Annotated in this window: 12 protein-coding genes; 8 read left to right on the forward strand and 4 right to left on the reverse strand. The window is 74.6% G+C overall.

Features of this window, described 5'->3' with window-relative positions; translation table 11 throughout:
• The first annotated feature begins 102 nt into the window (after positions 1-102).
• The 3 genes from ligD (at position 103) to OG715_RS05790 (ending at position 2754) form a co-directional block, all read left to right on the forward strand.
• On the forward strand, positions 103-1101 hold the full coding sequence (gene ligD, locus OG715_RS05780) for a non-homologous end-joining DNA ligase (RefSeq protein WP_266277444.1): 999 nt from the start codon (positions 103-105) through the stop codon (positions 1099-1101).
• Positions 1102-1165: 64 nt separating this feature from the next.
• Positions 1166-1870, forward strand: coding sequence for a GNAT family N-acetyltransferase (locus OG715_RS05785; RefSeq protein WP_266276794.1), 705 nt, complete (start codon positions 1166-1168; stop codon positions 1868-1870).
• Positions 1867-2754, forward strand: coding sequence for an aminoglycoside phosphotransferase family protein (locus OG715_RS05790; RefSeq protein WP_266276793.1), 888 nt, complete (start codon positions 1867-1869; stop codon positions 2752-2754). The genes OG715_RS05785 and OG715_RS05790 overlap by 4 nt, the downstream gene beginning before the upstream one ends.
• Before the next feature lie 24 nt (positions 2755-2778).
• On the opposite strand, the gene OG715_RS05795 is transcribed toward OG715_RS05790, so the two are convergent.
• Together OG715_RS05795 and OG715_RS05800 are read right to left on the reverse strand one after the other, a co-directional pair.
• A complete protein-coding gene (locus OG715_RS05795) occupies positions 2779-3435 on the reverse strand; it encodes a hypothetical protein (RefSeq protein ID WP_266276792.1) in 657 nt (218 codons plus the stop codon).
• A 130-nt stretch (positions 3436-3565) separates the two neighbouring features.
• The gene (locus tag OG715_RS05800; RefSeq protein WP_266276790.1) at positions 3566-4762 is read right to left on the reverse strand and encodes an 8-amino-7-oxononanoate synthase; all 1197 of its coding nucleotides are present in this window, start codon (positions 4760-4762) and stop codon (positions 3566-3568) included.
• 171 nt (positions 4763-4933) lie between these two features.
• Here OG715_RS05800 and OG715_RS05805 point away from each other — a divergent pair, with 171 nt between their 5' ends.
• A complete protein-coding gene (locus OG715_RS05805; protein ID WP_407661095.1) occupies positions 4934-7426 on the forward strand; it encodes a DEAD/DEAH box helicase in 2493 nt (830 codons plus the stop codon).
• A gap of 76 nt (positions 7427-7502) precedes the next feature.
• Here the strand turns inward: OG715_RS05805 and OG715_RS05810 are convergent, their stop codons facing one another.
• On the reverse strand, positions 7503-8402 hold the full coding sequence (locus OG715_RS05810; protein ID WP_266276786.1) for a hypothetical protein: 900 nt from the start codon (positions 8400-8402) through the stop codon (positions 7503-7505).
• A 330-nt stretch (positions 8403-8732) separates the two neighbouring features.
• Between OG715_RS05810 and bioB the strand changes: the two genes are divergently transcribed.
• The 4 genes from bioB (at position 8733) to OG715_RS05830 (ending at position 12883) form a co-directional block, all read left to right on the forward strand.
• Positions 8733-10022: a biotin synthase BioB gene (gene bioB / locus OG715_RS05815; RefSeq protein ID WP_266276784.1), complete on the forward strand. Its 1290-nt coding sequence runs from the start codon at positions 8733-8735 to the stop codon at positions 10020-10022.
• 67 nt (positions 10023-10089) lie between these two features.
• On the forward strand, positions 10090-11394 hold the full coding sequence (locus tag OG715_RS05820) for an adenosylmethionine--8-amino-7-oxononanoate transaminase (RefSeq protein WP_266276782.1): 1305 nt from the start codon (positions 10090-10092) through the stop codon (positions 11392-11394).
• A 71-nt stretch (positions 11395-11465) separates the two neighbouring features.
• Positions 11466-12266 (forward strand): dethiobiotin synthase, encoded by an 801-nt coding sequence (bioD, locus tag OG715_RS05825; protein WP_266277442.1) that lies wholly within the window; start codon positions 11466-11468, stop codon positions 12264-12266.
• 170 nt (positions 12267-12436) lie between these two features.
• Complete coding sequence (locus OG715_RS05830) at positions 12437-12883, forward strand: hypothetical protein (RefSeq protein ID WP_266276781.1); 447 nt, start codon at positions 12437-12439, stop codon at positions 12881-12883.
• Between the two features lie 7 nt (positions 12884-12890).
• Here OG715_RS05830 and OG715_RS05835 read toward each other — a convergent pair whose 3' ends face one another.
• Positions 12891-13577 (reverse strand): glycosyltransferase family A protein, encoded by a 687-nt coding sequence (locus OG715_RS05835; protein WP_266276779.1) that lies wholly within the window; start codon positions 13575-13577, stop codon positions 12891-12893.
• Between the last annotated feature and the right edge of the window lie 4 nt (positions 13578-13581).

Raw genomic sequence — 13581 nt, forward strand, 5'->3', positions numbered from 1 at the left:
CGGCGCGCGGGTGTCGCGACCGTCCCGGTTCGGGGCGGGCGCCCAGGTCAGGACAGGCGCGGCGGGCGGTGCGCGCTTAGCGTGAGTGGCATGGGCTCTGCCGTGGAACTGGATGTCGCCGGGCGGACCGTCCGGCTGTCGAACCCCGACAAGGTGTACTTCCCGGAGCGCGGTTTCACCAAGCTGGACGTCGCCGAGTACTACCTCGCGGTCGCGGACGGGGTGCTGCGCGGGCTGCGGGACCGGCCGACGACGCTGCAGCGGTTCCCGGACGGGGTGGAGGGTGAGTTCTTCTACCAGAAGCGGGCGCCGAAGGGCCTGCCCGACTGGCTGCCGACCGCGCGGATCGCCTTCCCGAGCGGGCGATCGGCGGACGAGATCTGTCCGACCGAGCCGGCGGCGGTGCTGTGGGCGGCGAACCTCGGCTGCCTGACCTTCCACCCGTGGCCGGTGCGCCGTTCGGACACCGACCATGTGGACGAGCTGCGGATCGATCTGGATCCGCAGCCGGGCACGGACTTCCGGGACTCGGTGCGGGTCGCGCACGAGCTGCGGGCGGTCCTGGAGGAGCACGGGCTGCGGGGGTGGCCGAAGACCTCGGGCGGGCGCGGGGTGCACGTGTACGTGCCGCTGGTGCCGGAGTGGACGTTCACGGACGGGCGGCACGCGGTGATCGCGCTGGGCCGGGAGCTGGAGCGGCGGCTGCCGGGGCGGGTGACCACGGCGTGGTGGAAGGAGGAGCGCGGGGAGCGGATCTTCGTCGACTACAACCAGATGGCGCGGGACCGGACGATCGCCTCCGCCTATTCGCTGCGGGCCCGGCCCCGGGCGACGGCGTCGACCCCGCTGCTGTGGGAGGAGCTGGACGACGCGCTGCCGGAGGACTTCGACCTGCGGACGGTGCCGGCCCGGTTCGCGGAGGTGGGTGATCCGCACGCGGGGATGCAGGGCGAGGCGTTCCGGCTGGAGGCGCTGCTGGAGCTGTACGAGCGGCAGATCGCGGACGGCGCGCACGGCGAGCTGCCGTATCCGCCGGACCATCCGAAGGCGGCGGGCGAGCCGACCCGGGTGCAGCCGAGCCGGGCCCGGAAGAAGGCCTGAGATGATCACATAGGCTGGTCGCCCACGAAGATCACCAAGAAGGACCACCAGGGGGCGGGGAACGATGGCGACACGGGGGCTGCGGGAGATTCTGGCGGACGCGGGGGCCGGGGTGTTCCCGCCGTCGGACGGGTCGGTGACGGTGGTGCCGCAGCCGTCGCCGCGCGAGGCGGGGGTGCTGTCCCTCTCCGCGCACGCGGTGGTGTTCACCGACGAGGACCCGGAGTGGGTGCGGGCGACGCTGGCGGCCACGCCGAGCGACCCGCTGGCCGCGCCGCTGTGTCCGCCGTTCCTGACCGCGTTCGCCCGCCGCACCGGTCGGGAGAACGGCAACATCGACCTGCTGACGGTGGCCGACCGCCTGCCGGGCGGGCCGCCGCTGCCGCTCGTCCCGGTCGAGGACCTGGAGCATCCCCGGGTGGTGCGCGCGCTGCGCCACCGCGAGGACGTGCGGGTCTTCGAGGCCGCGGGCGAGGCCGCGGGCGAGGACGGGAGCGAGGACGGGAGCGAGGCCGAGGGCGAGGACGGGGTCCTGGTGCTGGGGCGCGGTGTCGCCGGGCGCTGGGAGTGTGCGATCGAGGTCGGTCCGGCGGCCCGCGGCCGAGGTCTGGGGCGGGCGCTGGCGCTGGCAGCCCGGCACCTGGTCCCGGAGGGCGACGTGGTCTGGTCCCAGCAGGCGCCGGGCAACGCGACGAGCGTGCGGGCGTTCCAGGCCGCCGGCTACCGGCCGGTGGGCGCGGAGACGCTGCTGGTGGTGGGGCGGCCGTGACGGCCGACCTCGCGGCCGCGGCCGCCCTCGCCGCCGTCCCCGAGGAGGTGCGGGCCCGGCTGGTGACCCGGTTCGGGCCGGGCGCCCGGGAGTGGTGCGAGGAGCTGCCGAGGCTGGTGGGCGGGCTGGCCGGGCGCTGGGGGCTGGCGGTGCGGACGGCCGGCGGGGGCGGCACCTCGCGGGTCTTCCGCTGCGAGCGGCTCGCCGACGGTGCGGCGGTGTGGCTCAAGCTGACGCCGGACGCCGAGGTGGCCCGGCAGGAGGCGGTGGCGCTGGCCGCGTGGCGGGAGGTGCCGTCGGTGGTGGGGCTGCTGGCGGAGGACGTCGGGGCCGGGGCGCTGCTGCTGGCGGACGTCCGGCCGGGGACGACGCTGCGCGAGCGCGGTTGGCGGCCGGCGGAGGTGGCGGGGATGCTGGCCGCGATGCGTTCGGTGCCCGCGCCGCCCCCAACGGCCCTCCCGTCGTTGGCGGAGCGGCTGGACTTCCTGTTCGACCTCACCGAGCGGCGGGCCCCCGGGGTGTCGACGGCGGACGCCCGGGCCCTGACCCGCGAGCTGACCGGCGGCGGGCCGGTCGGGCTGGTCCACGGCGACCTGCACCCGTCGAACGTGCTGCTCGGCCCGGCCGGGGCTTTGGCGATCGACCCGCGTGCCTGCCTGGGCGACCCGGACTTCGACCTGGTCGACTGGGCTCTCGACGGTGTGGCGGATCCGGCGGCCCTGTCCGCCCGGATCGCCGCGCTGACCGCCCTGGTCGCGGGCTCGGACGCCGACCGCGTCCTCGCCTGGTGCCGGGCGTCGGCGGTCCTGGTCGCCGCCCCGCGCGTCGCTGCGGGCCGTGAGGACGCCGGCACGGTGTTCCTGCGGGAGCTGGCGGGGCTGTGACGGCACCGCCTCCGGCGAATGGGGTCAGTGGTCGTCGGCCGGCGGGGCGACCAGGCCCCTGGCGGGGCGCCCGGCCGCCCGGCCCGTCGGGGCGGCGCCACCGCGGCCCGGTCGGCGGAGCGTGAACCGGCCCGAGGTGCGACCGGCTCCGCCTGGGCGGGCCCCGCGTTCCGCCGACTCCAGTTCCCGGCGCAGGTCGGCCAGGATGGTCGAACCGGGACGGAAGTCGTAGGACTCCCGCCCGGCGAGGTCGAGGTCCGAGCGCAGGGCGGCGATCGTCAGGTTGCGCCACCGGTAGAGGTCGTCCGGCTGTCGGCCGCCGTCCCGGGCCCAGCGCCGGCAGCAGTGCCGCAGCCCGAGGACGGCACCCCGGGCGGTGGCGGTCGCGCACATGCCGCCCGGCCCGTAGAACCAGCCGTTGAGGGCCACCGCCACCTGCCCCGCCGCCTCCGGCGTCAGCGCGGAACCGGCGGCGTGCGACAGTCCGCCCAGGATGCGGAAGACCTCCGGGTAGGACTCCAGCCGGGCCTTGTGGAGCTCCAGTGCCCAGCCGGACTTGAGGTCGCTCAGCCACCCGGCCCGTTCCCGCCGCTGCTGCGCGAGGGTCAGCGCCGCCCCGACGGCGGCCACCAGCAGGGCGACGAGCCCGGACAGCATGGCCGTGACGATCTGCTCGCTCATGGCCCCCGCCCCCGTCACCGGCCGTCCGACGCGCCCATGATGGCAGGCCGACGGACCGTCAGAAGCCCTTTTCCGAAAGCAAGTTGTCCGATCCTGTCCGACCCCGTCCGACCCTGTCCGAACGAACGCGTCACCCGGCCGCGCGGGCGCCCTCCGGGGCCGTGGCCGCGATCGTGCGGACGGCCTCGGCGATCTGCTCGTCCGTGAGATCGCCGCGCGCGGTCAGCCGCAGCCGGGAGATGCCGTCCGGCACGGACGGGGGGCGGAAGCAGCCGACGGCGAGTCCGGCCCGGCGGCAGTCGGCGGCCCAGCCGACGGCGGCCTCGGGGCCCGGGGCCCGGACGGACACCACGGCCGCGTCGGGGGTGGAGCCGTGCAGGCCGGCGGCGGCGAGACGGGCGGCCAGGGTGCGGGCCACCTCCCGGGCGCGTTCGGCGCGGTGGGGTTCGGCGCGCAGCAGGCGCAGCGCGCCGAGGGCGGCGCCGGCGGCGGCGGGGGCGAGGCCGGTGTCGAAGATGAAGGTGCGGGCGGTCTCGGTGAGGTGGCGGATCACCCGGCGGGGGCCGAGCACGGCCCCGCCCTGGGAGCCGAGCGACTTCGACAGGGTGACGGTGGTGACCAGGTCGGGCGCGCCGGCGAGACCGGCGGCGGCCGGGGCGCCGCTGCCGCCGGGGCCGAGGACGCCCAGGCCGTGCGCGTCGTCGACGAGCAGCGCGGCGCCGAACCTCCGGGTGACGTCGGCGAGTTCGGCGAGCGGGGCGGCGTTGCCGTCGACCGAGAAGACCGAGTCGGTGACCACCAGCGCCCGGGGCCGCTCGCGCCCGGCGAGGATCCCGGCGACGGCGCGCGGGTCGCTGTGCGGGGCCCGGTGGACATCGGCCCGGGCGAGCCGGCAGCCGTCGATCAGCGAGGCGTGGTTGTAGGCGTCGGACACGATGAGGGTGTCCGGGTCGGTGAGCGCGGTGAGCGCGGCCAGGTTGGCGGTGTAGCCGGAGGAGAAGACGAGGGCGGCCTCGGCCCCGCAGAAGTCGGCGAGCTCCTGCTCCAGCTCGGTGTGCAGCGCGGTGGTCCCGGTCACCAGCCGGGAGCCGGTGGCACCGGCGCCCCATTGCAGCGCGGCCTCGGCGGCGGCCCCGGTGACGGCGGGGTGGCGGGTCAGCCCGAGGTAGTCGTTCCCCGCGAGGTCGAGCACCGGATCGTCGGCGGTCCGGCTGCGCAGCGTCCTGGTGAGCCCGGCCGCGGCCCGCTGCTCGGCGGTCTCGTCGAGCCAGTCGAAGACGGCGCCGGGAGCGAGGGTGCGCGGTTCGGGCGCGGTGCGGTTGACCATGCCCGGCACTCTGGCACGGCCCGCGCGACCCGGGCAATGTGCGCCGTGGCACACGTCCGGCGGGCGGAGGGCGCCGCCCGCGCGGTCGACCCGCCCGCCCGGTTGTGCCCCCGGGCTTTGCCGGGGGTGGCGGCGAGCAGGCAAGATGGGGCGGTGACCCTCCTTGATCTGATGCCGAAGCCCGCCACGCCCGACGCGCTGTACGAGACGTTCGCCGCCTGGGCGGAGGAGCGCGGGATCTCGCTGTACCCGGCTCAGGAGGAGGCGCTGATCGAGCTGGTGTCGGGGAACAACGTCATCCTGGCGACGCCGACGGGGTCGGGGAAGAGCCTGGTCGCGGCGGGTGCGCATTTCGCGGCGCTCGCGGAGGGGAAGCGGACGTTCTACACGGCGCCGATCAAGGCGCTGGTGTCGGAGAAGTTCTTCGACCTGGTGAAGATGTTCGGGACCGAGCAGGTCGGCATGATGACGGGTGACGCCTCGGTGAACCCGACGGCGCCGATCATCTGCTGCACGGCGGAGGTGCTGGCGCAGATCGCGCTGCGCGACGGCACCCGGGCCGATGTCGGCCAGGTGGTCATGGACGAGTTCCACTTCTACGCGGAGCCGGACCGGGGCTGGGCCTGGCAGATCCCGCTGCTGGAGCTGCCGCAGGCCCAGTTCCTGCTGATGTCGGCGACGCTGGGCGACGTGCGGCGGTTCGAGGAGGACCTCACCCGGCGCACCGGTCGGCCGACGACGGTGGTGCGCAACACGACGCGTCCGGTGCCGCTGTTCTACGAGTACCGCCGCACCACCATGCACGACACGCTGGAGGAGCTGCTGCAGACCGGCCAGGCGCCGGTGTATGTCGTGCACTTCACCCAGAAGGAGGCGGTGGACCGCGCGCAGTCGCTGATGAGCATCAACATGTGCTCGAAGGCGGAGAAGGACGCCATCGCCGAACTGATCGGGAATTTCCGCTTCACCACCAAGTTCGGACGCAATCTGTCGCGTTTCGTCCGGCACGGGATCGGTGTGCACCACGCGGGCATGCTCCCGAAGTACCGCCGGCTGGTCGAGCGGCTCGCCCAGGCGGGTCTGCTGAAGGTGATCTGCGGGACGGACACGCTCGGCGTGGGCGTCAATGTGCCGATCCGCACGGTGCTGTTCACCGCGCTGTCGAAGTACGACGGGCAGCGGGTGCGGATCCTGCGCGCCCGGGAGTTCCACCAGATCGCCGGACGGGCCGGGCGGGCCGGGTTCGACACGGTGGGCCAGGTGGTGGCGCAGGCGCCCGAGCACGTCATCGAGAACGACAAGGCCGTCGCCAAGGCGGGCGACGACCCCAAGAAGAAGCGGAAGATCGTCCGCAAGAAGGCGCCGGAGGGCTTCGTCGGCTGGTCCGAGGAGACCTTCCAGAAGCTGATCGGCGCCGACCCGGAGCCGCTGGTGAGCCGGTTCAAGGTGACCCACGCGATGCTGCTGTCGGTCATCGCGCGGCCGGGCAACGCCTTCGAGGCGATGCGCAAGCTGCTCACCGACAACCACGAGGACCGGGCCTCGCAGCGCCGGCACATCCGCACCGCGATCGCCATCTTCCGCTCGCTGCTGGAGGGCGGCGTGGTGGAGCGGCTGCCGGAGCCGGACGCCGAGGGCCGGATCGTGCGCCTCACCCTGGACCTCCAGGAGAACTTCGCGCTCAACCAGCCGCTGTCCACCTTCGCCCTGGCCGCCTTCGAACTGCTCGACCCGACCGAGCCGTCCTACGCGATGGACGTGGTGTCGGTGGTCGAGGCGACCCTCGACGACCCGCGGCAGATCCTCGCCTCGCAGCAGAACAAGGCGCGCGGCGAGGCCATCGGCGAGATGAAGCGCGACGGCATCGAGTACGAGGAGCGGATGGAGCGGCTCCAGGAGATCACCTACCCGAAGCCGCTGGAGGAACTGCTCACCCACGCCTACGAGGTGTACCAGCGGGCGCACCCCTGGATCGGCGACCACCAGCTCCAGCCGAAGTCGGTGGTACGGGACCTCTACGAGCGGGCGATGACCTTCTCGGACTACGTCGGCTTCTACGAGCTGGCCCGCACCGAGGGCATCGTGCTGCGCTACCTGGCCGGCGCGTTCAAGGCGCTGGAGCAGACCGTCCCCGAGGACGTGAAGACCGACGACCTCAAGGACATCATCGCCTGGCTGGGCGAGCTGGTCCGCCAGGTCGACTCCAGCCTGCTGGACGAGTGGGAGCAGCTGGCCAACCCGACCGGGCCGCAGACGGCCGAGGTCGTGCTGGACGACAAGCCGGCGCCGGTGACGGCGAACGCGCGGGCGTTCCGGGTGCTGGTGCGCAACGAGATGTTCCGCCGGGTCGAGCTGTGCGCGCTGGAGAACTACGACGAACTGGCCGCGCTGGACGGCGAGTACGGCTGGGACGCGGACCGCTGGGCGGACGCCATGGACGGGTACTGGGACGAGTACGACGACCTGGGCACCGGTCCGAACGCGCGCGGCCCGAAGATGCTGATCATCGAGCAGGAGGACTCGGCCTGGCGGGTGCGGCAGATCTTCGACGACCCGGAGGGGGACCACGACTGGGGCATCAGCGCCGAGGTCGACCTCTTCGGCTCGGACGAGGAGGGCCGCGCGGTGCTGCGGGTCACCGCCGTGGACCGGCTGGGCGGCTGACGGTCCGTCAAGTGCACTGACCGGGCAGCGGAACGGGGGGCGGGCCGAGGCCCGCCCCCCGTTCCGGTCCGCGCTCCTACATCCAGACGAACGGCGCGCCCGCGCCGTACGAGACGGCCCGGGTGGCCTCGTCGAGCAGCTGGTCGAGGCCGGGGGTGCTCGCCGAGGGCACCGGCAGCGGGCTCGCCGGGGGGACGGGGGCGCCGACGGTGGGCGAGGCGGTGCCGGTACCGGGCACGGCGGGGGTGGCCGCGGGGGCGGCGGCCACGCCCCCGGGGTACATCTCGGCGGGCCGCGAACTGGACACCGTCACGTAGTGGCCGACGAGTTCGACCCGGGGCTCGATGGCGGGCCGGGCCTGTCCGGCCGCCAGCGCGGGCGCGGCGGAGGCGTCCGGGAGGATGAAGGCGACGGCTCCGGACCTGGCGCGCAGCGCCTCGACGGCGCGGGCAGCGGCCGGGGCCTCGGTGAAGCGCAGCAGGGTGACGCTGCTCAGCACGGGCCGGTCCTGGGCGGTGTAGCTGACCGCGAGGTAGCCCTTGCAGCCGGCCTCGCGCAGCAGGTCCAGGGTGCGGTCCTGGAGCACCTCGGTGCAGTTGTCGCCGCGCCGCACGCCGGAGCGCTTGCCCTTGTAGGAGCCGGACTCCACGATCCGCTGGGCGGGGAAGTAGGCCTCGACGTCGAGGGCTTCGGGGTCGACGACGGTGCGCTGCGGCGGGTCGCCGACGATCGGCGGGGTCTTGGACGCCTCCTTGCTGGAGGGGCCCAGCCCGGGTATGTAGTCGCCGGGCGTGGGGCGGGTGACGATCCAGCCGCCGGCCGCGACCACGCCGACGACGGTGACCCAGCCGACGACCCGTCGGGCGGTCACGCGTCTGGGCCGGTAGGCCCCTTCCGGCCGTTCGGACACCTCGTACGCCGGCCGCTCCGCCGGTGATTCTGCCGATGACGGGGCGCGCTCCCCCTGCGTGGTCATGCGGCCGATTGTATGCAGGCCACGAGTGGTGGAGATCACGGGGGCGGGGCGGCGGCCGGAGCGGCGGGAAGGGCGCCGGGGAGGGTGCCGGACGGCCGTCGGGAAGGGTGTCGGAGAGGGCTTCGGGGAGGGCCTCGGGGAGGGCCTCGGGGAGGGTTGCGGAACGGCCTCCGGGGCGGCCCGCGGGAGGCCCGCCGGGGCCCTCGTCCGCGACGTGACCGGCACCACTACCGTGAGCTTCGACACTGTGACAACTCGCACATCCTCCCCGGGATCTTCTGGTGGGTTTCCTCTGGCGTCCGTCGCGGCCCAGCAGGCAGGATCAGGCCCATGGATCTGCTCGATACCCTCACCGCCAAGGGCCTGCGTGGGGAGACCCCCACCCGCGAGGAGGCACTCGCCGTCCTCGCCACCACCGACGACGAGCTGCTCGACGTGGTCGCGGCCGCCGGGCGGGTGCGCCGGCGGTGGTTCGGCCGCCGGGTCAAGCTCAACTACCTGGTGAACCTGAAGAGCGGGCTGTGCCCGGAGGACTGCTCCTACTGCTCGCAGCGGCTGGGCTCCAAGGCCGAGATCCTGAAGTACACGTGGCTCAAGCCGGGCCAGGCCGCGGAGGCGGCGAAGGCCGGCGTGTCGGGCGGCGCCAAGCGGGTCTGCCTGGTGGCGAGCGGCCGCGGCCCGACGGACCGTGACATCGACCGGGTGACCGACACCGTCGCGGCCATCAAGGAGGCCGACCCGGCGGTGGAGATCTGCGCCTGCCTCGGCCTGCTCTCCGACAACCAGGCGGAGCGTCTGAAGGCGGCCGGTGTCGACGCCTACAACCACAACCTGAACACCTCCGAGGGCACCTACGGCGACATCGCCACCACCCACACCTACGCGGACCGGGTGGACACCGTGCAGAAGGCGCACGGCGCCGGCCTGTCGGCCTGCTCCGGCCTGATCGCGGGCATGGGCGAGAGCGACGAGGACCTGGTGGACGTGGTCTTCGCGCTGCGCGAGCTGGGCTCCGACTCGGTGCCGGTGAACTTCCTGATCCCGTTCGAGGGCACGCCGCTGGCGAAGGAGTGGAACCTCTCGCCGCAGCGCTGCCTGCGGATCCTCGCCATGGTGCGGTTCGTGAACCCGGACACCGAGGTGCGGATCGCGGGCGGCCGCGAGGTGCACCTGCGCAGCATGCAGCCGCTGGGCCTGCACCTCGCCAACTCCATCTTCCTGGGCGACTACCTGACCAGCGAGGGCCAGGCCGGGCAGACCGACCTCGACATGATCGCGGACGCCGGCTTCGAGGTCGAGGGCGTCGGCGAGAGCACCCTGCCCCGGCACCGGGCGGACATCGCGGCGGCGGCGACCGGCGGTTGCGGAAGCGGGGCCACGGGCGGCGCGGGCGGCGGCTGCGGCACGGCCGCCGTGCCCGGCGGGAGCGAGGGCGCGGACGCCGCCGACGGCTGCGGGACGGGCGGCGGCTGCGGTCCCTGCGGCGGCCACGGGCACGCGGCGCCGACCGCCGACCGGGCCGCCGAGAAGGCAGCCGACCAGGCCGCCGACGAGGTGCGCACCGACCTGGTGCGGGTCCGCCGCCGCGGCGCCGGCACCGAGCTGGCGCCCAACGCCTGACACCCCGCCCCGCCCGGGGCCCGGCCCGGCCGGACCCCGACCGCACCCCTCGGAAAGTCCTTCCCCCATGACCCAGCTGTCCACCGACACCCTGCTCGCGCTCGACCGGGCGCACGTCTGGCACCCGTACGGGCCGATGCCCGGCACCTCCACCCCGTACGTGGTGGAGTCCGCCTCCGGCGTCCGGCTGCGGTTGGCCGCGCCGGTCGCGGGCGGGCGGCGCGAGCTGGTGGACGGCATGTCGTCCTGGTGGGCGGCGATCCACGGGTACGGGCACCCGGTGCTGGACGAGGCGGTGCGCGGGCAGCTGGGGCGGATGAGCCATGTCATGTTCGGCGGGCTCACCCACGAGCCCGCCGTCCGGCTGGCGGCCACCCTGGTGGAGATCACCCCGGAGCCGCTGCGGCACGTGTTCCTCGCCGACTCGGGCTCGGTGGCCGTCGAGGTCGCGATGAAGATGTGCCTCCAGTACTGGCAGTCCGTGGGCCGGCCCGAGAAGCGGCGGCTGCTCACCTGGCGCGGCGGCTACCACGGGGACACCTTCCACCCGATGTCGGTGTGCGACCCGCAGGGCGGCATGCACCAGCTGTGGGGCGGGGTACTGCCCCACCAGCTGTTCGCCGCCGAGCCGCCGGCCGGCTTCGACGCCCCGCTCGACGACGCGTACGCCCGGGCCTTCGAGGAGCTGGTGGAGCGCCACGCGGGCGAGCTGGCGGCGGTGATCGTGGAACCGGTGGTGCAGGGCGCCGGCGGGATGCGCTTCCACTCCCCCGCCTACCTCCGGATCCTGCGCGAACTGTGCGACCGGCACGGGGTGCTGCTGGTCTTCGACGAGATCGCCACCGGCTTCGGCCGCAGCGGCGAGCTGTTCGCCGCCGACCACGCCGGCGTCGCCCCGGACGTGATGTGCCTCGGCAAGGCCCTCACCGGCGGCTACCTCACCATGGCGGCCACCCTGTGCACGGCGGAGATCGCGGACGGCATCAGCCGCGGCGCGGTGCCGGTGCTGGCGCACGGGCCGACGTTCATGGGCAACCCGCTGGCGGCGGCGGTCGCCAACGCCTCGATCGACCTGCTGCTCGGGCAGGACTGGGCGACCGAGGTGAAGCGGATCGGCACCGGGCTGGCCGCGGGCCTGGCGGACGCCGCCGCACTGCCGGGCGTCAAGGACGTGCGGGTGCTCGGCGCGATCGGCGTCGTGCAGCTGGACCACCCGGTGGACATGGCGGCGGCGACCGAGGCCGCCGCGCGGGAGGGCGTCTGGCTGCGCCCGTTCCGGGACCTCGTCTACACCATGCCGCCGTACATCACCGGTGACGAGGACGTGGCGCGGATCGCCCGGGCCGTCACGGCGGCGGCCGCCGCCGGATGAGCGCCGGGGCGGAGAACACGACGGCACGACTGACCGGAAACGGGAACGGGAACATGGGCACGGACAGGGACATGAGCGGGGACGCGGGCAGCGGCACGGGCACGGACGGCAGCACGCGCGGACGCGTCCTCTTCGTGACCGGGACCGGCACCGAGGTCGGCAAGACCGTCACCACGGCGGCCGTCACGGCGAGCGCCCTGCGGGCCGGTCTGCGGGTCGCGGTCCTCAAGCCCGGCCAGACCGGGGTCACCCCCGAGGAGCCGGGCGACGCCGAGGAGGTCCGCCGGCTGGCCGGACCCGCGGCCCCGACGCCGGGCGCCCTCACGCTGCGCGAACTCGCCCGCTACCCCGAGCCCTTGGCGCCCGACACGGCGGCCCGCCGCTCCGGACTGCCGTGCCTGGCGGCCGAGGACGTGGCGAAGGAGGTCGCGGACCTGGCCGAGCGGCACGACCTGGTGCTGGTCGAGGGCGCCGGCGGGCTGCTGGTCCGCTACGACGAGTTGGGCCGCACGCTCGCCGACCAGGCCCGCGCGGTGCGTGAACTCGGCCTGCCCGCCGAGGTGCTGCTGGTGGCGACGGCCGGTCTCGGCACGCTGAACACCACCGCGCTCACGGCCGAGGCGCTGGCCGCGCGCGGTCTGCCGCTGCTCGGCGTGGTGGTCGGCGCCTGGCCGGACTCCCCCGGGCTCGCCGACCGCTGCAACCTCGCCGACCTGCCGCGGGCGGCCGCCGGTGCGCCGCTGCTCGGCGCGCTGCCCGAACACGCGGGCCGGGCCGCGGACTTCACCGCGCTCGCGGTCGCCGCGCTCGCTCCCGCACTGCACGGCGACTGGGACGCCGCCGCCTTCACCGCCGAGCACGGGGCGGGCTGAACCGAGGACCGGGCCGCGGCAGAGCACGCGCCACCACGCCGCGCACCACCACGCCGCGCAACGTCACGCCCCCGGCGCCCCGTGGCGGAACCGCACCGTTTTCGCTCGATCGGGTGAGATACCGGCCCGACCCCACCCCCGGCGCCCGGACGCTCAATACGGTTCTCCGCATGACGGATGGCCTGACGGTGGACGAGGCCCTGCGGGCCCTGGCCGCGCTCGAAGCGGCTTGGAAGGACGACGATGAGGCCCTGGCCGCGCTGGCCGCCGGGGGGCCGACCGAGCAGCCGCTCGCCGCGCTGGTCGCGCGCTACGGCGAGCACGCCGTCGACACGCTGATGGCGCTGGCCTTCGGCCTGCGGTCCAGCATGACCGACGAGGAGCTCGCCGAACTCACCGACGCGGTGAGCTCCAACATCGGCGCCCGGATGAGCGCCCTGCTCACCCGGACCCTGCGCGCCTGGGGCGGGACGGCCGGGGACGACCTGGGTGTGGTCAAGGTGATCGCGCACGCTGTGATCGACGCCATGCGGGCCGTCACCGAGGAGCCGAGCAAGACCGATGTGCTTCCGCTGCTCGCCACTTTCCGCACCTACGCACTGAGCGACAGCTCCTGACGGTCCGTCAGCAGGAAGGGTTCCCGGCCGCCGCTGGGGGCGCGCGGACCGGGGCCGGATCCGGCCCCGGTCCGCCTTGAAGTGCCCTTGACACCCTCAAAGGTCTATACCATGCTGCCATCCGGCGCCCGGACGGCGGAGTCTTCTCCGCTTCCAGCGCGCGCCGGTAGGTCCCGGCGAGCAGCGGGCCGAGCCGTTCGACCTCGTCACCCGCACCGCGTACCCGCCACCAGCGCGCGTGCAGCACCCGGTAGCGTTCCACCGGTCCGTCGTCGAAGAGTGGTTCCGGGGCGATCACCCCGTGTACGCAGCCGCATTCCGGATCCTTTTCCAGGATTTCCAGCGCATTCGCCACCGAATCGGGTGTCAGGGCCTCGTCGGAATCCAGGAAGAAGATCACCTCACCGGTCGCCGCCGCGATTCCGGCATTCCGCGCGGCGGAAACCCCGCGATTCGGCCACTGCCGGATCAGTTCGCACGGCGGGCCCCCGGGCGGGCTCCCTGCGGAGCCTCCGGTCGGGCCGCCCCCGGCCGCGTAGACCTGGGCGATCCGGGCGGTGGCATCGGTGGATCCGTCGTCGACCGCGATCACCTGGTGCGGCCGGTGGGTCTGCGCGTACACCGGGTCCAGGCAGGCCGAAAGGGTTCTGGCCGCCTTGTGGGCCGCGACGACGACCGTCACGGAAAAGGTCATGGGC

Origin of the sequence: Kitasatospora purpeofusca (assembly GCF_036010405.1) — a bacterium.
GTDB lineage: Bacteria > Actinomycetota > Actinomycetes > Streptomycetales > Streptomycetaceae > Kitasatospora > Kitasatospora purpeofusca.

Coding starts and splice junctions, on each gene's coding strand:
- OG715_RS05785 (WP_266276794.1), top strand. CDS start 1,166: ATGGCGACACGGGGGCTGCGGGAGATTCTGGCGGACGCGGGGGCCGGG.
- OG715_RS05795 (WP_266276792.1), bottom strand. CDS start 3,435: ATGAGCGAGCAGATCGTCACGGCCATGCTGTCCGGGCTCGTCGCCCTG.
- OG715_RS05800 (WP_266276790.1), bottom strand. CDS start 4,762: ATGGTCAACCGCACCGCGCCCGAACCGCGCACCCTCGCTCCCGGCGCC.
- OG715_RS05805 (WP_407661095.1), top strand. CDS start 4,934: ATGCCGAAGCCCGCCACGCCCGACGCGCTGTACGAGACGTTCGCCGCC.
- OG715_RS05810 (WP_266276786.1), bottom strand. CDS start 8,402: ATGACCACGCAGGGGGAGCGCGCCCCGTCATCGGCAGAATCACCGGCG.
- bioB (WP_266276784.1), top strand. CDS start 8,733: ATGGATCTGCTCGATACCCTCACCGCCAAGGGCCTGCGTGGGGAGACC.
- OG715_RS05820 (WP_266276782.1), top strand. CDS start 10,090: ATGACCCAGCTGTCCACCGACACCCTGCTCGCGCTCGACCGGGCGCAC.
- bioD (WP_266277442.1), top strand. CDS start 11,466: ATGAGCGGGGACGCGGGCAGCGGCACGGGCACGGACGGCAGCACGCGC.
- OG715_RS05830 (WP_266276781.1), top strand. CDS start 12,437: ATGACGGATGGCCTGACGGTGGACGAGGCCCTGCGGGCCCTGGCCGCG.
- OG715_RS05835 (WP_266276779.1), bottom strand. CDS start 13,577: ATGACCTTTTCCGTGACGGTCGTCGTCGCGGCCCACAAGGCGGCCAGA.